The organism is Cellulosimicrobium sp. NPDC030954 (genome assembly GCF_055571305.1).
The window spans coordinates 25,095-46,454 of the sequence record NZ_JBVIFN010000008.1 but is presented as its reverse complement, the minus strand read 5'-3'; the positions used below and the strand labels follow the sequence as shown (position 1 = coordinate 46,454).

General features: G+C 74.0%; 21 protein-coding genes and 1 riboswitch. Of the genes, 10 read left to right on the top strand and 11 right to left on the bottom strand.

Annotation, left to right across the window (positions count from 1 at the left end):
- Nucleotides 1-162: 162 nt before the first annotated feature.
- Both ACZ402_RS15510 and ACZ402_RS15505 read left to right on the top strand, forming a co-directional pair.
- Nucleotides 163-549 carry a MarR family winged helix-turn-helix transcriptional regulator gene (locus ACZ402_RS15510; RefSeq protein WP_465272293.1) on the top strand — a complete coding sequence of 129 codons (387 nt, stop codon included), beginning with the start codon at nucleotides 163-165 and terminating at the stop codon, nucleotides 547-549.
- Nucleotides 546-1,892 (top strand): MFS transporter, encoded by a 1,347-nt coding sequence (locus ACZ402_RS15505; protein ID WP_375825240.1) that lies wholly within the window; start codon nucleotides 546-548, stop codon nucleotides 1,890-1,892. Before ACZ402_RS15510 ends, ACZ402_RS15505 begins: the two co-directional genes overlap by 4 nt.
- Nucleotides 1,893-1,989: 97 nt before the next feature.
- Here the strand turns inward: ACZ402_RS15505 and serC are convergent, their stop codons facing one another.
- Complete coding sequence (serC, locus tag ACZ402_RS15500) at nucleotides 1,990-3,132, bottom strand: phosphoserine transaminase (RefSeq protein ID WP_375825242.1); 1,143 nt, start codon at nucleotides 3,130-3,132, stop codon at nucleotides 1,990-1,992.
- A gap of 249 nt (nucleotides 3,133-3,381) precedes the next feature.
- On the opposite strand from serC, the gene ACZ402_RS15495 reads away from it, so the two are divergent.
- From ACZ402_RS15495 to ACZ402_RS15485, 3 genes are all read left to right on the top strand, one after another.
- Nucleotides 3,382-4,092 carry a metal-dependent transcriptional regulator gene (locus ACZ402_RS15495; RefSeq protein ID WP_375825243.1) on the top strand — a complete coding sequence of 237 codons (711 nt, stop codon included), beginning with the start codon at nucleotides 3,382-3,384 and terminating at the stop codon, nucleotides 4,090-4,092.
- A gap of 167 nt (nucleotides 4,093-4,259) precedes the next feature.
- A riboswitch (cyclic di-AMP (ydaO/yuaA leader) is annotated at nucleotides 4,260-4,420 on the top strand.
- A 2-nt stretch (nucleotides 4,421-4,422) separates the two neighbouring features.
- Nucleotides 4,423-5,223 (top strand): C40 family peptidase, encoded by an 801-nt coding sequence (locus tag ACZ402_RS15490; RefSeq protein WP_375825244.1) that lies wholly within the window; start codon nucleotides 4,423-4,425, stop codon nucleotides 5,221-5,223.
- A 186-nt stretch (nucleotides 5,224-5,409) separates the two neighbouring features.
- Nucleotides 5,410-6,357 carry a universal stress protein gene (locus ACZ402_RS15485; protein ID WP_375825245.1) on the top strand — a complete coding sequence of 316 codons (948 nt, stop codon included), beginning with the start codon at nucleotides 5,410-5,412 and terminating at the stop codon, nucleotides 6,355-6,357.
- Nucleotides 6,358-6,442: 85 nt separating this feature from the next.
- Here the strand turns inward: ACZ402_RS15485 and ACZ402_RS15480 are convergent, their stop codons facing one another.
- From ACZ402_RS15480 to ddaH, 5 genes are all read right to left on the bottom strand, one after another.
- On the bottom strand, nucleotides 6,443-7,294 hold the full coding sequence (locus ACZ402_RS15480; protein WP_375825246.1) for an ABC transporter permease: 852 nt from the start codon (nucleotides 7,292-7,294) through the stop codon (nucleotides 6,443-6,445).
- Nucleotides 7,294-8,295 (bottom strand): ATP-binding cassette domain-containing protein, encoded by a 1,002-nt coding sequence (locus ACZ402_RS15475; protein WP_375825248.1) that lies wholly within the window; start codon nucleotides 8,293-8,295, stop codon nucleotides 7,294-7,296. Before ACZ402_RS15475 ends, ACZ402_RS15480 begins: the two co-directional genes overlap by 1 nt.
- Before the next feature lie 222 nt (nucleotides 8,296-8,517).
- Entirely contained in the window at nucleotides 8,518-9,801 is a 1,284-nt protein-coding gene (locus tag ACZ402_RS15470) for an aspartate aminotransferase type Ic (protein ID WP_375825249.1), read from the bottom strand.
- Nucleotides 9,802-9,811: 10 nt separating this feature from the next.
- Entirely contained in the window at nucleotides 9,812-11,071 is a 1,260-nt protein-coding gene (gene rocD / locus ACZ402_RS15465; protein ID WP_375825250.1) for an ornithine--oxo-acid transaminase, read from the bottom strand.
- Complete coding sequence (gene ddaH / locus ACZ402_RS15460) at nucleotides 11,068-11,982, bottom strand: dimethylargininase (RefSeq protein WP_375825251.1); 915 nt, start codon at nucleotides 11,980-11,982, stop codon at nucleotides 11,068-11,070. The genes rocD and ddaH overlap by 4 nt, the downstream gene beginning before the upstream one ends.
- A gap of 305 nt (nucleotides 11,983-12,287) precedes the next feature.
- Here ddaH and ACZ402_RS15455 point away from each other — a divergent pair, with 305 nt between their 5' ends.
- Nucleotides 12,288-13,166 carry a PadR family transcriptional regulator gene (locus tag ACZ402_RS15455; protein WP_375825252.1) on the top strand — a complete coding sequence of 293 codons (879 nt, stop codon included), beginning with the start codon at nucleotides 12,288-12,290 and terminating at the stop codon, nucleotides 13,164-13,166.
- A gap of 87 nt (nucleotides 13,167-13,253) precedes the next feature.
- On the opposite strand, the gene ACZ402_RS15450 is transcribed toward ACZ402_RS15455, so the two are convergent.
- The 3 genes from ACZ402_RS15450 to ACZ402_RS15440 are packed head-to-tail and all read right to left on the bottom strand — an operon-like array spanning nucleotide 13,254 to nucleotide 15,241.
- On the bottom strand, nucleotides 13,254-13,730 hold the full coding sequence (locus ACZ402_RS15450; protein WP_375825253.1) for an SRPBCC family protein: 477 nt from the start codon (nucleotides 13,728-13,730) through the stop codon (nucleotides 13,254-13,256).
- A 35-nt stretch (nucleotides 13,731-13,765) separates the two neighbouring features.
- On the bottom strand, nucleotides 13,766-14,707 hold the full coding sequence (locus ACZ402_RS15445) for a hypothetical protein (protein ID WP_375825284.1): 942 nt from the start codon (nucleotides 14,705-14,707) through the stop codon (nucleotides 13,766-13,768).
- A gap of 39 nt (nucleotides 14,708-14,746) precedes the next feature.
- Nucleotides 14,747-15,241 (bottom strand): OsmC family protein, encoded by a 495-nt coding sequence (locus ACZ402_RS15440; RefSeq protein ID WP_375825254.1) that lies wholly within the window; start codon nucleotides 15,239-15,241, stop codon nucleotides 14,747-14,749.
- A gap of 129 nt (nucleotides 15,242-15,370) precedes the next feature.
- Between ACZ402_RS15440 and ACZ402_RS15435 the strand changes: the two genes are divergently transcribed.
- Complete coding sequence (locus tag ACZ402_RS15435; RefSeq protein WP_375825256.1) at nucleotides 15,371-16,135, top strand: SDR family oxidoreductase; 765 nt, start codon at nucleotides 15,371-15,373, stop codon at nucleotides 16,133-16,135.
- 49 nt (nucleotides 16,136-16,184) lie between these two features.
- Here ACZ402_RS15435 and ACZ402_RS15430 read toward each other — a convergent pair whose 3' ends face one another.
- Nucleotides 16,185-17,642 (bottom strand): NAD(P)/FAD-dependent oxidoreductase, encoded by a 1,458-nt coding sequence (locus tag ACZ402_RS15430; RefSeq protein ID WP_375825257.1) that lies wholly within the window; start codon nucleotides 17,640-17,642, stop codon nucleotides 16,185-16,187.
- A gap of 232 nt (nucleotides 17,643-17,874) precedes the next feature.
- Between ACZ402_RS15430 and ACZ402_RS15425 the strand changes: the two genes are divergently transcribed.
- Together ACZ402_RS15425 and ACZ402_RS15420 are read left to right on the top strand one after the other, a co-directional pair.
- A complete protein-coding gene (locus ACZ402_RS15425; RefSeq protein ID WP_375825285.1) occupies nucleotides 17,875-18,714 on the top strand; it encodes a thymidylate synthase in 840 nt (279 codons plus the stop codon).
- A 5-nt stretch (nucleotides 18,715-18,719) separates the two neighbouring features.
- On the top strand, nucleotides 18,720-19,334 hold the full coding sequence (locus tag ACZ402_RS15420) for a dihydrofolate reductase (RefSeq protein WP_375825258.1): 615 nt from the start codon (nucleotides 18,720-18,722) through the stop codon (nucleotides 19,332-19,334).
- A 54-nt stretch (nucleotides 19,335-19,388) separates the two neighbouring features.
- Here ACZ402_RS15420 and ACZ402_RS15415 read toward each other — a convergent pair whose 3' ends face one another.
- Nucleotides 19,389-20,156, bottom strand: coding sequence for a GntR family transcriptional regulator (locus ACZ402_RS15415; RefSeq protein WP_375825259.1), 768 nt, complete (start codon nucleotides 20,154-20,156; stop codon nucleotides 19,389-19,391).
- A 251-nt stretch (nucleotides 20,157-20,407) separates the two neighbouring features.
- Here ACZ402_RS15415 and ACZ402_RS15410 point away from each other — a divergent pair, with 251 nt between their 5' ends.
- Entirely contained in the window at nucleotides 20,408-21,358 is a 951-nt protein-coding gene (locus ACZ402_RS15410; protein ID WP_375825260.1) for a transporter substrate-binding domain-containing protein, read from the top strand.
- Nucleotides 21,359-21,360 lie beyond the last annotated feature (2 nt).

Here is a 21,360-nt window from a genome sequence, read left to right as displayed (position 1 = left end):
CCGGGTCCGCACGGCTCGCTCACCCTCTCTGCCCGCGGGGGTGACGTGCGTCCCTTTCTTTACTCTAGGTAATGAGTTAGGGTAACTATCATGCCTGCTGCGGATCCCACTGCCCCCTCCCGGAGCCAGTGCCGGCCCGCCACTCTCGGCGGCGAGCTCCGCGTGGCGCTCACCCGCATCTCGCGCCGGCTGCGCGCCCAGCGCGGCGAGGCCGACCTCCCCGAAGGGCGGTTCGGCGTGCTCACGGTGCTGCACAAGCACGGCGCCATGTCGCCGAGCGAGCTCGCCGAGCACGAGCGCGTGCGGCCGCCCTCGATGACCCGGGCCGTCAACGCCCTCGTCGAGATGGGGCTCGTGGAGAAGAGCGAGCACCCGAGCGACCGGCGTCAGGTCGTCGTGGGGCTCACCGACGCCGGCGTGCGCGAGGTCAAGGAGACCCGCCGCCGCCGGGACGTGTGGCTCACGCAGCAGCTGTCCTCCCTCACGCCCGACGAAAGAGAGACCTTGGCCCGCGCCAGTGAGCTGTTGACCCGGATCGCCGCCCGATGAGCGCGACGTTCTCCTCCCTGAAGTACTACAACTACCGCGTCTGGTTCGGCGCCGCGCTCGTCGCGAACGTCGGCACCTGGATGCAGCGCGTCGCGCAGGACTGGCTCGTCCTCACCGACCTCACCGACAACTCCGGCATCGCCGTCGGCGTCGTGACAGCGCTGCAGTTCGCGCCCGTGCTCGCCCTGTCCGCGTGGGCGGGCCTGCTCGCCGACCGGCTCCCGCGCCGCCGGCTCCTCATGGCCACGCAGGGCGCGATGGGTGTGCTCGCCCTCGGCCTCGGTGCCCTCGTCCTGTCCGGGCGCGTCGAGCTCTGGCACGTCTACGTGTTCGCCGGGCTCCTCGGCGTCGTCACCGCGTTCGACAACCCGGTGCGCCAGACGTTCGTCGCCGAGATGGTCCCCGCCGACAAGCTGTCCAACGCCGTCGGGCTCAACAGCGCGTCGTTCAACGCCGCGCGCCTCGTGGGGCCGGGCGTCGCCGGTCTGCTCATCGCGGCCGTCGGCTCGGGCTGGCTCTTCGTCCTCAACGGGGTGACGTTCGGGGCGACGATCCTCGCGCTGATGTACATGCGCACGCGCGAGCTCCACGTCCTGCCCAGCGCCCCGCGCGAGAAGGGGCAGATCCGCGAGGGCATCCGGTACGTGCGCCGGCGCACCGACATCATCGTCATCATGGTCGTCGTCGGCGTCGTGTCGACGTTCGGGCTCAACTTCCAGCTCACGTCCGCGATGATGGCCAAGGTCGAGTTCGGCAAGGGGCCGGGGGAGTACGGGATCCTCGGGTCGATCCTCGCCATCGGGTCGCTGACCGGCGCACTGCTCGCCGCGCGGCGCGAGCGCCCGCGCGTCCGGCTCGTCATCGGGTCCGCGTTCGGGTTCGCCGTCGCGACGGGCGTCATGGCGCTCATGCCGACGTACCCGAGCTACGCGATCGCCTGCATCCCCGTGGGCCTCGCGTCGCTCACGATGATGACCGCCGCGAACTCCACGATCCAGATGTCCGTCGACCCGGTCATGCGGGGGCGGGTCATGTCGCTCTACATGATCGTGTTCCTCGGCGCGACGCCGGTCGGGTCGCCGCTCGTCGGCTGGATCGCCGAGGCGTGGGGCCCGCGCTGGGCCATCGGCGTCGGGTCGATCACCGCCGGCCTCGTCGCCGTCGGCGCCGCCGTCTGGGCCGTGCGCAACTGGCACCTCGAGGTCCGCTACCGCGTCCTCCAGCGCCCGCACCTCGTGGTGCGCTACCTCGACGCGGGCACCCCGACGGACCGCTCGGCCCGCGCCGAGACGAGCCGTCGCCTCGGGGTCGAGGACGCGGAGGAAGCGGCCCGCGCCGCCTGACGCCTCGGTCCCCCCGCCGCCGAACACGACCTGGGTGTCGCTATGACCTCCATAGCGACACCAAGGTCGTGTTCGACGCGGAGCAGGGTCGTGGTCGTCAGGCCAGGTGCGCGACGACGTGGTCGACGCACGCGGTGAGGGCGCGGACGTCATCGGGCTCGATCGCCGGGAACATCGCCACGCGGAGCTGGTTGCGGCCGAGCTTGCGGTAGGGGAAGACGTCGAGGATCCCGTTCGCGCGGAGCGCGGCCACGACGGCGGTCGCGTCGACCGCGTCGTCGAGGTCGATCGTGCCGACGACGGTGGAGCGCTGCGCCGGGTCGGTGACGAACGGCGTCGCCCACTCGCACTCCTCGGCCCAGCCGTAGAGGTGGGTCGCCGACTCGGCCGACCGGGCCGCGGCCCAGGGGAGACCGCCGTTGCCGAGGATCCACTCGACCTGTTCCGCGAGCATGACGAGCGTGGCGATCGCGGGCGTGTTGAGCGTCTGGTCCAGGCGCGAGTTCGCCGCGGCCGTGCGCAGCGACAAGGACTCCGGCACCCAGCGCGTACCGCTCGACTCGACCTCCTCCGCGCGCGCGAGCGCGTCGGGCGAGCACAGCGCGAGCCACAGACCGCCGTCGGACCCGAAGACCTTCTGCGGCGCGAAGTAGTAGACGTCGGTCTGGGCGATGTCCACGGGGAGCGCCCCCGCGCCCGAGGTGGCGTCGACGAGCGTGAGCGCGCCGCGCTCGCGCGACCCCTCGACGCGGCGGACCGGCGCCATGGCCCCGGTCGAGGTCTCGTTGTGCGGCCAGGCGTGCACGTCGACGTCGTCGGCCGGCGCGGGCAGCGCGACGGAGCCGGCAGGCGCCGAGATCACCTGCGACGGCTCGAGGAACGGCGCCGACGTCGTCGCGGCGGCGAACTTGGCACCGAACTCGCCGAACGCGGCGTGCTGCGCCTTGGTGCGCACGAGGCTCGCCGTGGCGACGTCCCAGAACGTCGTGGAGCCGCCGTTCCCGAGCACGACCTCGTAGCCCTCGGGCAGCGCGAAGAGCTCGGCGAGCCCCTCGCGCGCCCGGCGCACGACCGAGCGGACCGGTGCCTGGCGGTGGGACGTCCCGAGCAGGGACGCACCGGCGTCGGACAGGGCGCGGACCTGGGCGGCGCGGACCTTGCTGGGCCCGGAGCCGAAGCGGCCGTCGGCCGGCAGCAGGTCCGAGGGGATCGTGATCGGGGCGTTCGCGGGATCGGGCACGCCGTCACCCTACGCGCGTGGCGCGCGGGCCGGGAGCGGCGTCCGTGGACGGGCGTCGACGGCGGTCGCCGGGTCGCGGACGGGTACCCGTGCCGTCGGTCGGGGCCGGCACCACGGGTTCTCCCGCGCGGTCCCCAGGCCGGGTCACGGGCTCGCCATAGACTGTCCCCAGCGGCCCGCCGGTGCGGGCAGGCGCCCGCGGCGACGACGACCGGGCGCCCCGAGCCGACGAGCGACTGGGAGCGTGACGTGACCGATCTGATCGATACCACCGAGATGTATCTGAAGACGATCTACGAGCTCGTGGAAGAGGGCATCGTCCCGCTGCGCGCGCGCATCGCGGAGCGCCTCGGCCACTCGGGACCCACGGTGTCGCAGACGGTCGCGCGCATGGAGCGCGACGGTCTCGTGGTCGTCACCGGGGACCGCCACCTGGAGCTCACGTCCGTCGGCCACGACAAGGCCACGCGCGTCATGCGCAAGCACCGGCTCGCGGAGCGGCTGCTCACCGACGTGATCAAGCTCGACTGGGAGTACGTGCACACCGAGGCGTGCCGCTGGGAGCACGTCATGAGCGAGCTCGTCGAGGAGCGTCTGATCGGGCTGCTCGACCACCCGCACTTCGACCCGTACGGGAACCCGATCCCGGGCCTCCCGGAGCTCGGGGAGCAGTTCGAGGAGGTCGACTTCCTCGACGGCGTCGTCTCTCTCCCGGCGCTCCTCGCGGAGCACGGCCGGGACGGTGCGGAGACGCGCGTCGTGCTGCAGCGGATCGCCGAGCCGATCCAGGTCGACGTCGAGCTGCTCGCACGGCTCGCGGAGGCCGAGGTGCTGCCCCGCCGGACCCTCGTCGTGCGGTCGACGGGCGACGGCGGCGTGACCGTGCAGGGGGAGGGCGCGGAGGTCGTGCTGGACCTGCCCGACGACGTCGCGCGTCACCTCTTCGTCGCCCGGGGCTAGCCGCCCGTTCACCGGCAAACGGGCGCTGACCTGCAGAGATGCGATCGTCCGCATCGATTCGTAATGGGAACGTGACTTTTGCCGAGGCGTCCTGTACGGTCGGTGCTGCTCCATCGGAATACCCATTCGACGGAGTCCTCGCGCGGAACGCCTAACCCTGTCACCGCATGAGGCCAACGACGACCCGATGACAGGGACGGGGGACCCACTTCCGGGTGCTGGAGACAGCGCCCTTGGGGTGAAGCCCGACGGACCTCGGTCCTGACGGCCGGGTGACTCTTCCACCCGAACCCGACAGCTGACCTCGCAGGCGTCTTGGAGAGGCACAAAGTGACCGTGAGCACGACTCGCGCCCGCCACCGCGCGGCGCGGCGTCCCGTGACGCCACTCAGCTCAATCGCCCAGGCCGCGTCGGACCAGATGTCGACCGTCGGTCGCCGCACCGCCGTCGTCGCCGCGTCCTCGGGCCTCATCGTCTCGATGATCGGTGCCGCCGCCCCGGCGACCGCGGCCCCCGTCGACAACGAGTCCGGCAAGCTCAACGCCGTCGACCTCAGCGCCCTCACCGCGCAGGCGCGCCAGGCGCTCGAGGCCGCACCCGCGGTGACCGTCGCGGCCGACGCGGCGTTCACGATCGAGCAGGCTGTCGCGCCCGTCACCGTGACCCCGGCTCCCGAGCCGGAGCCCGAGCCGGAGCCCGTCCGCACCACGCAGACGAGCCGGACGCAGGAGCGTCAGTCCACCCAGTCCGAGGCTCCTGCCCAGCAGGAGGCGGCCGTCGAGGTTCCCGCCTCGGCCTACGGCTCGTCCATCGTCTCGATCGCCGCGCGCTACGTGGGCGTCCCCTACGTCTACGGCGGCACCACCCCCGACGGCTTCGACTGCTCGGGCTTCACCAGCTACGTCTACGCGCAGGTCGGCATCAGCCTGCCGCGCACGTCGAGCGCCCAGGGCTCCGTCGGCACCAAGGTGTCGCGCGACCAGGCGCAGCCGGGCGACCTCATCTGGACGCCGGGCCACATCGCGATCTACGCGGGCGACAACATGATGATCGACGCCCCGCGCCCCGGGAAGACCGTCCAGTTCCGTCAGATCTGGCAGTCGAACCCCACGTTCATCCGCGTGGCCTGATCGCCCACGCCTCAGGGCCCACGCGGTCACTGGCCTGACGAACCCCGTCACCTCGCGCATCGTCGCGAGGAGGCGGGGTTCGTGGCATTCTTGACGTGTTCATGACTCGTGGCAGACGGACGGGCGCGCTGGTCTCGGCTAGGTTGGTCGTCCGATGGCACCGGGCCGTCGAGAGGAGAGTCGCTCATGACCCGCACGGAATCCGTCCTCGTCGGCGTCGACGGCTCAGCACCGAGCCTGCACGCCCTGGACTGGGCCGCGGCGTACGCGCTGCAGGTGGGCTGGCCGCTCCACATCGTCTGTACGTACTCGCTGCCGTCGTTCACGGCGGCCTCGCTGGACGGCGGCTACGCGGCGCTCGACGACTCGGCCATCCAGGAGGGCGCCCGGGCCGTCCTCGAGGAGGCGCGCGCCCGCTCCGAGGCGGCCGGGGTCCGCACGACCGCGACCGTGACGACGGGCGACGCCGCGGGCGTGCTCGTCGAGATGTCGCGCGAGCACTCGCTCGTCGTCGTCGGCACGCGGGGCCGGGGCGGATTCACCGAGCGGCTGCTCGGCACCGTGTCCTCGGCGCTGCCCGCGCACGCCCACTGCCCGACCGTCGTCGTGCCGTACCGTGCCGGGGCCAAGGGCGAGGAGGACGCGCCGCAGGAGCTGCCCGCCGTGACGCCGCTGCGGCGCATCGTCGTCGGCGTCGACGGGTCGCCGTCGGCGGAGATCGCCCTGCGCCACGCGATCCGTCAGGCGCAGGCCTGGGGCGCGGAGCTCGTCGCGGTCGCCGGGGTCCCGGTCGGTGCCGGCGCGGGCCTCCTGGCGTGGCTGCCCGCGTCGATCGACCACGAGCAGGTGCTCGCGGACGTCACCGAGGGCCTCAACGTCATCATCGACCGCCACGAGTCGGAGCACCCGGGGCTGACGATCAAGCGCATCGTCCTCGACGGCACGGGCGCGGAGCTCCTCACGGAGTTCTCGACGGCCTCCGACCTGATCGTCGTCGGGTCCCGTGGCCGTGGTGGCTTCCGCGGGCTCCTCCTCGGTTCCACGAGCCAGGCGGTCCTGCACCACTCCGCGTGCCCGGTCATGGTCGTGACGAAGAAGTGCGAGGACGACGCGCCGCCGCCCGAGGACGGCTGAGCCGCGCGGCGGGCGGCGGGAGCGCCGGACCCGCGAGGGGGTGCGCCTCGCAGGTCCGGCTCTGGCCCGGAGCCCCGGCGACCCGTCAGCTCCGGTTGCGGTAGAGCCGCATGGTGATCGGGGCGAGGACCGCCGTGAGGACGACCGAGGCGACGAGGACCCAGACGATCCCCTCCGTCGCGGGCTCTCCCGCCATGAGGCCGCGGACCGCGGTCACGAGGTGGGTCACCGGGTTGACGTCGACGAAGCGCTGCAGCACGACGGGCATCGTCGACGGGTCGACGAAGATGTTCGACGCGAACGTCAGCGGCATGAGCACGAGCATCGACGTGCCCATGACGGCGTTGGGGGAGCGCAGCACGAGCCCGAGCGCCGTGAAGACCCAGCTCAGCGCGAACGCGAAGACGAGCAGCAGCACGATCCCGAGGACGACCCCCACGACGCCACCCGGCGGGCGGAAGCCCAGCACGAGGCCGAGCGCGAGGGTCACGACCGACGCGATCGTGTAGCGGACGGTGTCGCCGAGCAGCGCTCCGACGATCGGAGCGGGCCGCCACACGGGCAGCGACCGGAACCGGTCGAACACGCCCTTGCTGATGTCCGTGTTCATCGTGTACCCGGTGTAGATCGTCGTGAAGAGCACCGCCTGCACGAGGATGCCGGGGAGCAGGAACTGCAGGTAGCTCTGCACGTCCCCGGCGAGCGCGCCGCCGAACAGGTACGTGAACATCAAGGTGAAGATGATCGGCGAGACCGTGACGTCGAAGAGCTGCTCGGGGACGTGCTTGATCTTGAGCAGCGCGCGCCACGTGTAGGTGAAGGTCGCCGACATCGCAGACGGGCGCGACGGCCGTCGCTCGAGCGCGACCGCCGCCCGCAGCGCGTTCGCCTCCGGCGCACACAGCTCCGCGGCGGTGAGGGTGGGGTCCGCGGCCATCAGGCCACCTCCTCGGTCGTCTCGTCGTCGTCCATGGGCTGACCCGTCAGCGCGAGGAACACCTCGTCGAGGCTCGGCTGGCCGAGCGTGAACTCGGGGACCACGATGCCCTCGTCCCCGAGCGCGGGCAGGATGCGCGCGACGTCCGCGGCGCCGTCGTCGGGCACGCGCGCCGTGAACGCGTACGGGTCGTTCGCGAGCGTGATCTCCGTGCCGAGCAGCGTGCCGACGACCTCCGCCGCGCGGCCCCGCCGGGTCGCGTCGGCGAGCCGGACGTGGACCGCTCCCTCGCCCACGGAGCGCTTGAGCTCCGTCGCCGTGCCCTCCGCGATGACCTTGCCGTGGTCGATCACGGCGATCCGGTCGGCGAGCTGGTCCGCCTCCTCCAGGTACTGCGTCGTCAGCAGGACCGTCGCGCCGTCCGCGACGAGCACGCGCACGATGTCCCACACCTGGTTGCGGCTGCGCGGGTCCAGGCCCGTCGTCGGCTCGTCGAGGAAGATCACGCGCGGGCTCATGACGAGGCTCGCCGCGAGGTCGATGCGCCGCCGCATGCCGCCCGAGTACGTCTTGACCTGGCGGTCGCCCGCGTCGCCGAGGCCGAACGCCTCCAGGAGCTCGGCCGAGCGCCCACGCGCCGTGCCGCCGAGGAACCCGTACAGCCGCGCGAGCATCACGAGGTTCTCCGTGCCCGTGAGGTCCTCGTCCACGGACGCGTACTGCCCGGTGAGCCCGACGACGGAGCGCACCTTGTCGGCGTCGTGCACCACGTCGTGGCCCAGCACGCGCGCCGTCCCCGCGTCGGGGCGCAGGAGCGTCGCGAGCATGCGGACCGCGGTCGTCTTGCCCGCGCCGTTCGGCCCGAGGACGCCGAACACGGTGCCCTCGGGGATGAGCAGGTCGATGCCGTCGACCGCTTTGGTGACGGACTTCCCGGTCGTGAAGTGCTTGACGAGGCCGCGTGCCTCGACGGCGAGGTCGCCGCGTGCAGTGTCGGTCATGTCCCCTCCGCGGGTGGTCGTTCGCCGGAGCCGACGAGCTGCCCGGCTCCCCGGGCCACCCACCCACCGACCGTCGGGGCCGGCAGAACTCATCGGTCGCGCACGTCTTCCATCCTGCGCGGCGCGGAGTGTGGTTGCGCGACGTAGAGCCTCCGGTCGCGAGGTAGAACCCGTGGGGCTCTACCTCGCGACCGGAGGCTCTATCTCGCGGGGTGGAGCCTTCTACCTCGCGGCCTGCTCCGCCGCGGCGAGGAGGACGCACGTCGCGACGCCGTCCATGGCGACGCGGACCTCCTCGATCGGGGGGAGGGTCGGGGCGAGGCGCAGGACCTTGTCCTCGGGGTCCTTGCCGTACGGGAACGGGGCGCCGGCGGGCGTGAGGGCGATGCCGGCGGCCTTCGCGAGCTCGACGACGCGCGACGCGGTGCCGGGGACGACCTCGAGGCTGACGAAGTAGCCGCCCTTGGGCTCGGTCCACGACGCGACGCCGGTGCCGCCGAGACGCTCGGCGAGGATGCTCGTCACGACGTCGAACTTGGGCGCGATGATGTCGCGGTGCTTGCGCATGTGCGTGCGCACGCCGTCGGCGTCGCCGAAGAACAGCGCGTGGCGGAGCTGGTTGACCTTGTCCGGGCCGATGGACTGGGCGGACAGGTGCTTCTTGTACCACGCGACGTTCGTGGGCGACGACGCGAGGAACGCGACGCCCGCACCGGCGAACGTGATCTTCGACGTCGAGGCGTAGAGGATCACACGGTCGGGGTGCCCGGCCTCGGCGGCGAGCGAGAGCGCGTCGGCGCTGCGGACCTCGTCGTCGGTGAGGTGGTGGAGCGCGTACGCGTTGTCCCACAGGATGCGGAAGTCCGGGGCGGCGGCGGGCACGGACACGAGCGCGCGCGCGACCTCCTCGGTGACGACCGACCCGTCGGGGTTCGCGTAGGTCGGCACGACCCACATGCCCTTGATGGTGGGGTCGTTCGCGACGAGCTCGGCGACGGCGGCGGCGTCCGGGCCGTCGGCGGTCATGGGCACGGTGACCATCTCGATGCCGAGGGCCTCGCACACCGAGAAGTGACGGTCGTAGCCGGGCACGGGGCAGATCCAGCGGACCTTCTCCTCGCGGCCCCACGGGCGCTCGGAGCCGGGGACGCCGAACAGGGTGGCGTACGCGAGCGTGTCGTACATGAGGGTGAGGCTCGCGTTGCCGCCCGCGAGGAGCTGCTCGACCGGGACGCCGAGCAGCTCGGCGAAGATCTCCCGGAGCCGCCGGAGCCCGTCGAGGCCGCCGTAGTTACGGACGTCGGTGCCGTCGGCGTCGGTGTGCACGCCCTCGCCCGGGAGCGCGAGCAGGGCCTCGGAGAGGTCGAGCTGCTCGGCCGAGGGCTTGCCGCGCGTGAGGTCCAGCTTCAGCCCCAGGGCCTGCAGGTCGGCGTACGCGCGACGCAGGTCGTCCAGGGACGACGCGAGGGTGGTGGTACCGGGTGCGGGGTGCTCGGGCGTGGTCACCCTCCGGACTCTACCGACCCCGCGCAAGACCCGTGAGAGCGTCCTCCAGGGCGGACAGCCCGGTCTCGAGGTCGTCGGCGGAGATGGTCAGCGGGGGAGCGAGGCGGATGGTCGAGCCGTGCGTGTCCTTGGCGAGGACGCCGCGCGCGAGCAGCGCCTCGCACAGGTCGCGACCGGTCCCGCGCGCGGGGTCGAGGTCGAGCCCCGCCCACAGCCCGAGGCCGCGGACGTCGTCGAGCAGGCCGGCCTCCACGAACCCGGCGAGCCGCGCGTGGAACCGGGCGCCGAGCTCGCGCGCGCGGCGCTGCGGCTCGCCGGTCGCGAGGAGCTCGAGGACCGCGAGCGCCACCGCGCACGCGAGCGGGTTGCCGCCGAACGTGCTGCCGTGCGTGCCCGGGGTGAGCACCTCCAGCACGTCTCGACGGCCCACCACCGCGGACACGGGCAGGATCCCGCCGCCGAGCGCCTTGCCGAGCGTCACGAGGTCGGGGCGCACGCCCCACGTCTCGACCGCGAGCGTCGTGCCGGCGCGGCCGAGCCCGGACTGGATCTCGTCGGCGACGAGAAGCACGTCGCGCTCGGCGGTGAGCGCGCGCAGCCGCGGCCAGTAGTCGGCGGGCGGCACGATCACTCCTGACTCGCCCTGGACCGGTTCGAGCAGCACCGCGACGGTGGTCTCGTCGATCGCGGCAGCGGCGGCGTCGGCGTCGCCGTACGGCACGAGGCGGAAGCCGGGCGTGTACGGGTCGAACCCGCGGCACGCGTCCTCGTCGTCGGAGAAGGACACGATCGTCGTCGTGCGGCCGTGGAAGTTCCCGGAGCCGACGACGATCGTCGCCTCTCCGGGGCGCACGCCCTTGACGTCGTACCCCCACTTGCGCGCGGTCTTGACCGCGGTCTCGACGGCCTCGGCGCCGGTGTTCATCGGGAGCACCAGGGAGTCCGTCCCGCCGGTGGTGAGCGGTCCGACGAGCGCGGCGAGCGCGGTGGCGAACGGCTGCAGGAGGTCGTGGTCGAACGCGCGCGACGTGAGCGTGACGCGCCCGAGCTGATGGGTCGCGGCGGCGACGAGCGTGGGGTGCCGGTGCCCGAAGTTGAGGGCGGAGTAGCCCGCGAGGAAGTCGAGGTAGCGGCGCCCGTCGACGTCGGTGACCCACGACCCCTCGGCGGTCGCGACGGTCACGGGCAGCGGGTGGTAGTTGTGCGCGAGCGCGTCGCGTGGGCCGTCGTCCGCCGCCCCGGCGACCGGGCGGACGTCCTGCGCGGTCACGACGCGCTCCCGGTGGTGGGCCGCGACACGGGGGCCGGCTCACGGATCTCGAGCGTGCAGCACTTGGCGCCACCGCCTCCGCGCAGCAGCTCGGACGTGTCGACGGCGACCGTCTCGTAGCCGCGCTCGCGCAGCGCGGCGGCGAACCGCTCGGCGCGCGGGGCGTGCACGACGTGCACGCCGTCGCTCACCGCGTTGAGGCCGAGCACGACGGCGTCCTCCTCGGTCGCGAGGAGCGCGTCGGGGTAGCGCTCGCGCAGGACCTCCTGCGCGGCGGGCGAGAACGCGGGCGGGTAGTAGGCGACGTCGACGGGCGGGGGGCCGGTGAGGCCGGGGTGCGCGTCGTCGTCGGGCCGCGTGGCGCCCGGGGTCGTGCCGGAGCCTCCGCGCAGCACGGTGAGCGCGGTGTCGAGGTGGTAGAAGCGCGGGTCGACGAGCTCGAGCGTCACGACCTCGCGCCCCCACAGCGCCGCGGCCTCGGCGTGTGCGGCGCGGTCGGTGCGGAAGCCGGTGCCGGCGAGCACGACGTCGCCCGCGACGAGCAGGTCGCCCTCGCCCTCGTTGACGTGCTCGGCGAGGTGGGTGACGTACCCGTGGTCGGCGAACCACTTGAGGTAGGCGGGGCCCTCGGGGCCGCGCTCGGGGTGCGTGAAGCGCGCGGAGTAGACGAGGCCGTCGACGACGGTCGCGCCGTTCGCGGCGTAGACCATGTCCGGCAGACCCGGGACGGGATCGATCGTCTCCACGGTGTGGCCGAGGTCCCGGTAGGTGTCGCGCAGGCGCTCCCACTGGGCGACCGCGAGCGGGGTGTCGACCGGGGTGCGCCGGTCCATCCACGGGTTGATCTCGTAGCTCACGGTGAAGTACGTGGGCCGGCACATGAGGTAGTGCCGGGGCTGGCCTGGGCGCATCGCCGCCTCCTCGCGGGAGCCGGGCCTGCCGGGGTGGTGCGGCCCGGGTGGTGGTCGGACGGGGGTGGCGTCCGATGGTGCTGGTGGGCTGCCGGTTGGTTGCTGGATGCCAGCGTACGTCCGTGACGTGCGCGCGTCCTGGGACGGCGCACGTCACGCCCGGCTGTTGACAGCGATATTCTATCGATATATCGTTAGCGTGTCGCTGAGAGTCGAGACGACTCGCGACCATCGCGAGGCCGGCACGGCCCGCCACCGCTCCGCGGAACACCCGGAGCCCCACGAACACCCAGGAGACACATCCCATGAGCTACGCACACCAGCACCGGGGCAGCACCCCGGAGAACGTCCAGAACATGTCCCAGCCGTTCGGCGGGCGTCCCGGGCCGCGGCCCGGCCGCCGTCGTCGTGACGGCTTCCCGCCCGTGCCCGACGACGCGGCCTGGTTCCGCGGCGACGGCCCCTCCGGCCGTGGTCGGGGCGGCGCGCGCCGCGGCGGTGGCCGCGGGTTCGGCGGCCCGGTTGACGGCGGACGCGGCTTCGGCCCCGGCTCCGGCGACCGCGGGTTCGGGCCCGGCTTCGGGCCGGGCGGCCCCGTTGGCCCCGGCTTCGGTCCGGGCCACGGCGGGCGTCGTCACGGGGGCCGCGGTCGCGGCCCCGGGCGCGCCGGCCGCGGTGACGTCCGCGCCGCCGTCCTGCTGCTCCTCGCCGAGCAGCCCATGCACGGCTACCAGGTCATCCAGGAGATCGCCGAGCGGAGCGAGGGCCAGTGGCGCCCGAGCCCCGGCGCGGTGTACCCGGCGCTGAACCTGCTCCAGGACGAGGGGCTCGTCGAGCTCTCGGCCGACGGCGGGCGCCGCCTCGCGACGCTCACCGAGGCGGGCACCGCGTACGTCGCGGAGCACGCCGCCGAGCTGGGCGACCCGTTCGCCGACGCCGCCGGTCGCGGCGGCCGCTCGCGGCGCGAGCTGCGCGCGGGCGTCGAGGCGGTCGCCGCGGCGGTCCACCAGGTCGCCCGCACGGGCACCGACGAGCAGGCGCAGGCCGCGGCGGAGCTCCTCGAGCGCACGCGCCGCGAGCTCTACCTGATCCTCGCCGGCCCCGCCGCGACGACCCCCGCGCCGGACACGACGGGTGCCCCCGCATCGTCGGACGCGCAGGTCGAGGACGCCCCGCCGGCCTGACCTCGCCCGGCCCCCGCCGAACCCGGGGTCGTGGGGCACCAGCGCAGGTTGGTGGCCCGCAACCCCGGGTTCGGCGTGTCCAGGGGCTCAGCGGTGGGCGGACAGCCGGGTCTCGAGGCGGCGCAGCGACGTCCGCATCATCCAGCGCAGCGCGAGGCCGACCAGCGGTGCGGTGACGGCGCGCGGGAGCAGGCCGGCGAGGTACGCCTCTTCCCACCACACGACGCGGCAGCGACCGCGGCCCAGCGGGACGACGTCGAACCCCGCGTCGCCGAGCAGGACAGGACCGAGCTTGTGCACCCGCGTGCTCCCGGTCCGGCCGGCCGCGACGGACGGGCGGTCGAGCGACTCGACCACCATGCGGTCGGTGAAGCCTCGCCCCGTGCGCCCGACGCGCGGACCGCTCACCATCGTGAAGCGGTCGCCGACCTCCGGGCCGCGGGCCGCGGGGGTCGCCATCACGGTGAGCGGGATCCAGCGCGGGTGCGTGCGCGGGTCGGCGACCCACGCGAACGCGACGGACGCGTCGACGTCGAGCTCGCGCGCCACGGCGACCCGCCGCACGGGTCGACCCCGGCGGGGCGCCTCGTCGCCGCCCGTCACTCCGCGTCGCGCGCGGGGGAGTGGTCCCGCCGCCCGCGCCCGGGCAGGAGGCGACGGCGCCGCCGCGGGCTCGCCGCGCCGTCGGGCACCGGGACGAGCCGCGGCGGTGCGTCCTCGACCGGAGACTCGACGACCTCCAGGAGCCGCCCGAACACCGACGGCGGCGGCCCGAACGCGCGCCGGGACTGGCCGATCACGCCGTGCCCGAGCGCGCGCGCCCCGGCGACGCCGACGACCGCCCCGACGCCGAACGGGACGAGGCGTCCGATCGCGAGGCCGGACTGCTTGGCGAGCTGCGTGCGCAGGAAACGGTTGCCGAGCGCCTTGTTCACCTTGACGAGCGTCCCGGCGGGCATGCTCGTGAGCAGGACCTTGCCCCACGCGAGGCCCGACCCCTGGGTCGCGCGCTCGACGTCGCGCGCACCCTTCTCGCCGAGCACGGTGGCGAGGAGCAGGGCGCGGCGGCGCGCGACGTCGTCCACGGCGATCCCGTGCACGTCCGCCACGGCGAGCGCGAACGCGGCCGACGACGCGAAGAACGTCGCGATGTCGCTCGACGTCAGCGCGATCCCCACGCCGGTGCCCACCGACGGGATGGCCGCGGCCGCGCCCACGGCGCCGCCGGCGGCCTGGATGACGAGCAGGTACTCGCGCTCGAGGATCCGCACGATCTGCGCGGGGCTCGCCTCCGGGTTCCGGCGGCGCACGCCGTCCACGTGCGCGCGGATCACGTGGGAGGGGATCGTCACGGCATTGTCGAGCGCCGCGTCGAGCAGCGGCGTGGGGCGGTAGGCGGCCCAGTCCGTCGCGTCGCCGGTCGCGTCCTGCGGCGCCCGGACGGCGCGCCGGCCCCGCCGCGCGACGGCGTCCGACGTGGGGGTCCCCGGGGGGTCCCACGTCCCGTAGTCCGGCGTACCGGACGGCTGCTCGTGCGCCATCACGCCTCCCGTCGTCGGTCGGGCCTCACGGCCCGGTCGTCACTCGACGCTGCCGCCCGGCTGCTGGAACACCGTGTGCACGGTCGCGCCGGCCTTGATCGTCCGTCCCACTGTGCAGGTCTTCTCGATCGCCCGCTCGGCGACCGTGAGCAGGCGCTCGCGCGCCTCGTCGTCGAGCGAGGACAGGTCGATCTCGAACCGCTCCGTGATCTCGGGGTAGCGGTCCTCGGGCAGGTCCTTGACGCCCTCCGCGTGGATCGTCACCGCGTAGTCGTCGCCGAGGCGGCGCGCGAACGTGCGGTCCGAGCTCATGCCCGCGCACGCGGCCAGCGCGATCTTCAGCAGCTCTCCCGGCGTGAACACCGCGCCCGCGCTCGCGGGCCCGATGAGCACCTGCGCGCCGCGCGCGGAGTAACCGGTGTACGTGCGCACGCCGGTGCGCTCGACCCACAGGGCGTCCGTGGGCGACGGCGACGACGGGGCGATCTCGTCGGTGCCCGGCTGCGGCGGCGTGGTGGCTGGCTCGGTCGTCATGCGTCGATCCTCGCACTCGTGCGGTGCCGGTGCGCTCGTCGCCCACCGGTCGGTCGCCCGCGAGAACGCGGACGGCGGCCACGTGATTCCCGCCGTGCCGCCGGTGCTCCGGGCGGGGAGGATCGGGGCATGAGGGTCGTCGTCGCAGGAGGGACCGGACGCGTGGGCGCGCAGCTCGTCGCGATGCTGCGCGCGGGCGGGCACGACGCCGTCCCGCTCGCCCGGAGCACGGGCGCCGACCTGCAGACCGGCGCCGGGGTGGACGCGGCCCTCACGGGCGCGGACGTCGTCGTGGACGTCACGCGGCCGTCGACGTACGTCGACGCGGAGGTCCTGGCGTTCTTCACCACCGGCACCCGGACGCTGCTCGACGCCGGGGCGCGCGCCGGCGTCCGACACCACCTGGTGCTCTCGATCGTCGGCGTCGACCACGTGGACGCCGGGTTCTACCGGGCGAAGCGCGCGCAGGAGGACCTCGTGCGCGCGTCGGACGTCGCGTGGTCGGTCGTGCGGGCCACGCAGTTCTTCGAGTTCGTCGGCACGATCGCGGACCACCTCACGGTCGACGGCGTCGTGCGGGTCCCGCCGGTCGCGTTCCAGCCCGTCGCGACGGCGGACGTGGCGTCGGCGCTCGCGGACGTCGCGACGGGGGAACCACTGCGGGAGGTCGTCGACCTGGCCGGGCCGGAGCGCGTGCGGTTCGACGCGTTCCTGCGCGACGTCCTCGCCGCGCGGGGCGACGGGCGCGAGGTGGTCACCGATCCCGAGGCACGGTACTTCGGGGCGCGGCTCGTCCAGGGCTCGCTCGTGCCGCACGGCGAGGCGCTGCACGGCGGGACGTCCTTCGCACGGTTCGCGGCCCGGGCCGCGAACCCGCGCCAGGCGCAGGGGTAGCCGCCCGGGTCCGTCGGTCGGGGCGGGCCGACGGACCCGGACGGCGGTCTCAGGCCGCGCGGAGAGGTTCCGGCGCGGGTCGCGAGGGCCGCGGGGGCCGCGTGGACCCAGCGGGGGCGTCGCCGTCGGCACTGTCGGACGATCCGTCGAGCCGCGGGCCGGGTCGGCCGTCGGCGGCGACCGCTGCCGTCGCCCCGGCGACGAACGCCTCGCGCGGCCGCTGCACCGAGGCGAGCGAGACGACGTCGCGCCCGAACGCAGCGGCCGTGGCCCAGACCGCGAGCACGCGGGCCGTGCGCTCCCAGCTCGGGATCGCGAGCACGTGGTACCCGCGGTGCATGAGCCACGCGAGGCGCCCGCGCACGACAAGACGGCGGTACTCGAACACGCCCGAGCCGAGGCCGAGCGTCGCGACGACGCCGAGACTCCCGTGCACGTACGGTCGCGTGGCGCGGCCACGGCGTGCGGCGACGAGGTTGCGGGCGAGGCGCCTGCCCTGCCGCACCGCGTGCTGGGCGTTCGGGACCGTGAGCGCGCCCGGCCGCGGGACCGCGAGGTCAGGGACGGCGGCGCCGTCGCCCGCGGCCCAGGCGTCGGGCACGGTGTCGTCCACCGTCCCGATCCGCAGGTCCGGCCGCGTGACGAGGTAGCCGCGCGCGTCCACGGGCAGGTCCGTGTGCGTCGCGACGACGGGGTTCGCTGCGTTGCCCGCGGTCCACACGAGCAGCCCCGTGGCGAACGACTCGCCGGTCGAGAGCGTCACGACCCCGCCCTCGGCGGAAACGAGCCCGGCCTCCAGGTGCACGTGCGCGCCGCGGCGCTCCAGCTCTCGCAGGACCCACCGCCCCGGACGCTCGGTGACCTCCGGCAGGATGCGCGCGTTGCGCTCGACGAGGTGGAACCGCAGCTCGGCCGGGTCGATCTCGGGGTAGACGCGCGTGAGGTCGTGCGCGAGCGACAGGAGCTCGGCGAACCCCTCCACGCCGGAGAACCCGCCGCCGACGAACGTCACCGTGAGCAGCCGCTCGCGCTCCGGACCGGCGGGCAGGCTCGCGGCCCGGTCGAACGACGTGAGCAGCCGGTCGCGGATCGCGACGGCCTCCTCGACGTGCTTCATCCCGATCGCGTGCTCGGCGACGCCCGGCACGGGAAACACGCGTGTCACGGCACCGGCCGTGACGACGACCGTGTCGTACGTGAGCTCGTACGCCTCGCCCGAGCGCGGCCGCACGACGACCACGCGGCGCGCGTGGTCCACGTGCTCGACCGTCCCGTCGAGCAGGCGCGTGCGGCGCAGGTGGCTGCGGTGCGCGACCGCGGCGTGCCGCGCCTCGACAGAGCCCGCGACGACCTCGGGCAGGAACGGCTGGTAGGTCATGTACGGGCGCGGGTCGACCAGGACCAGCTCGACCTCGCCGCGGCGCAGCTCGCGCCGCAGGCGCTTCTCGATCTCCCGGGCCGCCGTGAACCCGGCGTAGCCCCCGCCGACGATGACGATGCGTTCCATCACTGCCTCCTGGTTGCCCCTGTGCCCCACGAGCGTCCGTCCGACGCCCTACCCGTACGACCGCCCGGGAGCGCGCTGCGTGACATGACGTGCGTCACCCTCGTCGACGAGCGCCCGCGGCCGTGGGCGGTCGAGGCCGGGACAGGCCGACGGCAGTTGTTGACCCGCCCCGCGGCGACGACCCACACTGACGACCGTGGCCCCCGACTCGACCTCCCCGATCTTTGCCGTCGTGACCGAGGGCGAGCGTGCGCCGTCGGGCAGCCCCGCCGGGCCGGTCCCGACCCCGTACGAGGACCTCCTGCGCGACGTCCTCGCCCACGGGACCCCCAAGGGCGACCGCACCGGGACGGGCACGCGCAGCGTGTTCGGTCGGCAGCTCCGGTTCGACCTGTCGCAGGGCTTCCCCCTCATCACGACCAAGCGCGTCCACCTCAGGTCGATCGCGTACGAGCTCCTGTGGTTCCTGCGCGGCGACTCGAACGTGCGCTGGCTGCAGGAGCGTGGCGTGAGCATCTGGGACGAGTGGGCCGACGCCGACGGCGAGCTCGGCCCGGTCTACGGCGTCCAGTGGCGCTCGTGGCCGACGCCGGACGGCCGGCACGTGGACCAGGTCGCCCAGGTGATCGAGCAGATCCGGTCCAACCCGGACTCGCGTCGCCACATCGTCTCCGCGTGGAACGTCGCGGAGATCGAGGACATGGCCCTGCCGCCGTGCCACGCGTTCTTCCAGTTCTACGTGGCCGACGGGAAGCTGTCGTGCCAGCTCTACCAGCGCTCGGCCGACCTGTTCCTCGGCGTGCCGTTCAACATCGCGTCGTACGCGCTGCTCGTCCACATGGTCGCCGCGCAGACCGGTCTCGAGGTCGGCGACTTCGTGTGGACCGGCGGCGACGTGCACATCTACGACAACCACGTCGAGCAGGTGCGCGAGCAGCTCACGCGCGAGCCGTACCCCTACCCGACCCTGCGCCTCGCGCCGCGCGACTCGATCGACGCGTACGAGTACGAGGACATCGAGGTCGTCGGGTACCAGCACCACCCGACGATCAAGGCCCCGATCGCGGTCTGACGGCGGTGGGGGAGGAGACGCTCGGCGGGCCGACGCTCGGGCTGGTCTGGGCGCAGGCGCGCGACGCCGCCGGGCGGCACGTCATCGGCGCGGGCGGCACCATGCCGTGGCACCTGCCCGAGGACCTCGCGCACTTCCGGCGCGTCACGTCGGGCCACCCCGTCGTCATGGGCCGCCGCACCTGGGACTCGCTCCCGCCCCGGTTCCGGCCCCTGCCGGGGCGGACGAACGTCGTCGTGACGCGACAGCGGGGCTGGTCGCCCGGGGAGCCCTCGCCACGCGCCGGTGCGTCCGGCGGTGCGGTGCCCGACGGCGGTCACCCGGCCGAGCCGGCCGGCGCGCCCGTGCGCGTGGCCGGGTCGGTCGCGGAGGCGCTCGCGGCGGCCCGCGCGGCGGCGCGCGACACCGGGTCGGGCGAGGTGTGGGTCATGGGCGGCGCGCAGCTCTACGCGGCGACGATCGCGCTTGCGGACCGGTGCGTCGTCACGGAGATCGACGCCGTCGTCGCGGGCGACACCTACGCTCCCGACGTCCCCGACGGGTGGGCCGTGCACGCGGGCGGGTGGGCGACGTCGTCCACCGGCCTGCGCTACCGCTTCACGACCTGCACGCGCGTCTGACCTCGGTCCCGGGGTCGTCAGCCCTCCGTGCCGCACGGACGGGGCACGGGTGCGTCAGAGCAGGCCGGTCGGCTCGATCGGGTCGAGCCGGGGCGGCGGCACGGGGTGCGGCTCCTCGATCGTCTCGACGGCCGCCTCCTGCGGGGCGGTGAGCCGCGCGACGGCCTCCTCGAGGTTGGTCGTGATCGCGGCGACCAGGCCGTCGGCGTCGCGCGCCTCGAGGCGGTCGACGAGGATCTCGTGGGACTCGGGGGAGTCGGCGCGCACGGCGTACTCGTCGCTGACCGTGAAGCTCGCGACCCGGACCTCGACGATGAGCGTCGTCATCCAGCGCAGCAACCACGGGTTGCCGCCTGCGGCCACCAGGGTCCAGTGCAGGGTGAGGTCGGCGTCCCCGATCCGGCGCGGGTCCTGCGAGGCGCCGGCCGACACGAGGGCGTCGTACGCGGCGCGGACCGAGGCGACCTCCGGGTCGGTCGCTCGGGCGACGGCGAGGCGGGCGGCCGTGGTCTCGACGCTCGTGCGCGCGGCGTACAGCGCCGGGATGCGGTCGCGCCCGATCGTCACGACGCGCAGGCCCCGCCCCGGGGTCGCGGTCAGGAGCCCCTCCTGCACGAGCCGCTGTGCGGCCTCGCGGAACGGGCCGCGGCTGACGCCGAGCTGTCCGGCGATCTCGACCTCGCGGATGGGCGTTCCCACACGCAGCGCGCCGGAGTAGATCGCGTCGCGCAGCTCGCGCGTGATGAGGTCGACCGTCGACGGTCGCGTCACCGGCGAGAGGAACGGTGCGGCGCTGTGCGGCGCGCGCGAGGTCGGGCTCATCGAGTCCCCTTCCGCGTCGTGGTGGTCGTGGCGGTGCCGGTGCCGGCCTTCGTGCCCAGACCGTTGGGTCACGATCCGGTATCACATCATCCCCTGTCGCGGACGTCCGCACGGCGGTGCGGTTATTGTCGACAATCGGACCATAGGACAGTCGGATTGTCTAACGTCGGACAAAGCGTTAGCGTGGCCGACCGTCCGCTCAGCCCCACGACCGTCCGCGACCGCTCGCGTCGACGGGCACGAAGGGAACCATGTCTTCCACGCGAACCACCCCGTACCGTCGCCGCGCGCTGCTCGGGGCGGGTGCCGCCGTCCTGCTCACCGCGACGGCCGCCTGCTCGAGCGTCGACGGCGGGTCCGGCGGCGCGACCGGCGACGGCGGCCTCCTGGCCGACCTCCAGGACGCCGGGACCATCACCGTCGGCTTCGCCGGTGAGGAGCCGTACAGCTTCCAGGACGCGTCCGGGGAGCTCACGGGCGCCGCCGTAGCGCTGAACGAGGCCGTCTACGGCGAGCTCGGCATCGACACGGTCGAGGGCACGCTCACGGAGTGGAACGCCCTCATCCCCGGGCTCAACGCGGACCGCTTCGACTCGATCAGCGCCGGGATGTCGATCCTGCCCGAGCGGTGCGAGCAGGCCGCCTTCAGCGAGCCCGAGATCATGTACACCACGGCGTTCCTCGTCCCCGAGGGCAACCCGAAGAACCTCACCGACTGGCAGTCGGCCGTCGACGCGGGGGTGAACCTCGCCGTGATGTCCGGGGCGATCGAGGCCGGCTACGCCGAGAAGACCGACGTGCGCACCACCCAGGTGGGCAGCCCCCAGGACGGGCTGGACGCCGTCGTCTCGGGCCGTGCCGACGCGTTCGCGCTGACCGGGATCTCGTTGCGGGCGCTCGCGGAGAGCGCCGACGCCCCGGTCGAGGCCACGGAGTCGTTCGTCGCCGTGATCGACGGCGTCCCCCAGATCGGCGCGGGCGCGACGGTCTTCCGCGCGGGCGACACCGACCTGCTGGACGCGTACAACGAGCAGCTCGCCGAGATCGTGTCCGACCCGCAGCGGTACGAGGACGTCCTCGGGCCGTTCGGGTTCACCGAGGCGGAGCGCCCCGTGGAGGGCCTGACCGCCGAGATGCTGTGCGAGGGCGACCTCGAGAAGATCGCGGACGAGCTCGGCCCGGAGCTCGGCCTGGGCTCCTGAGC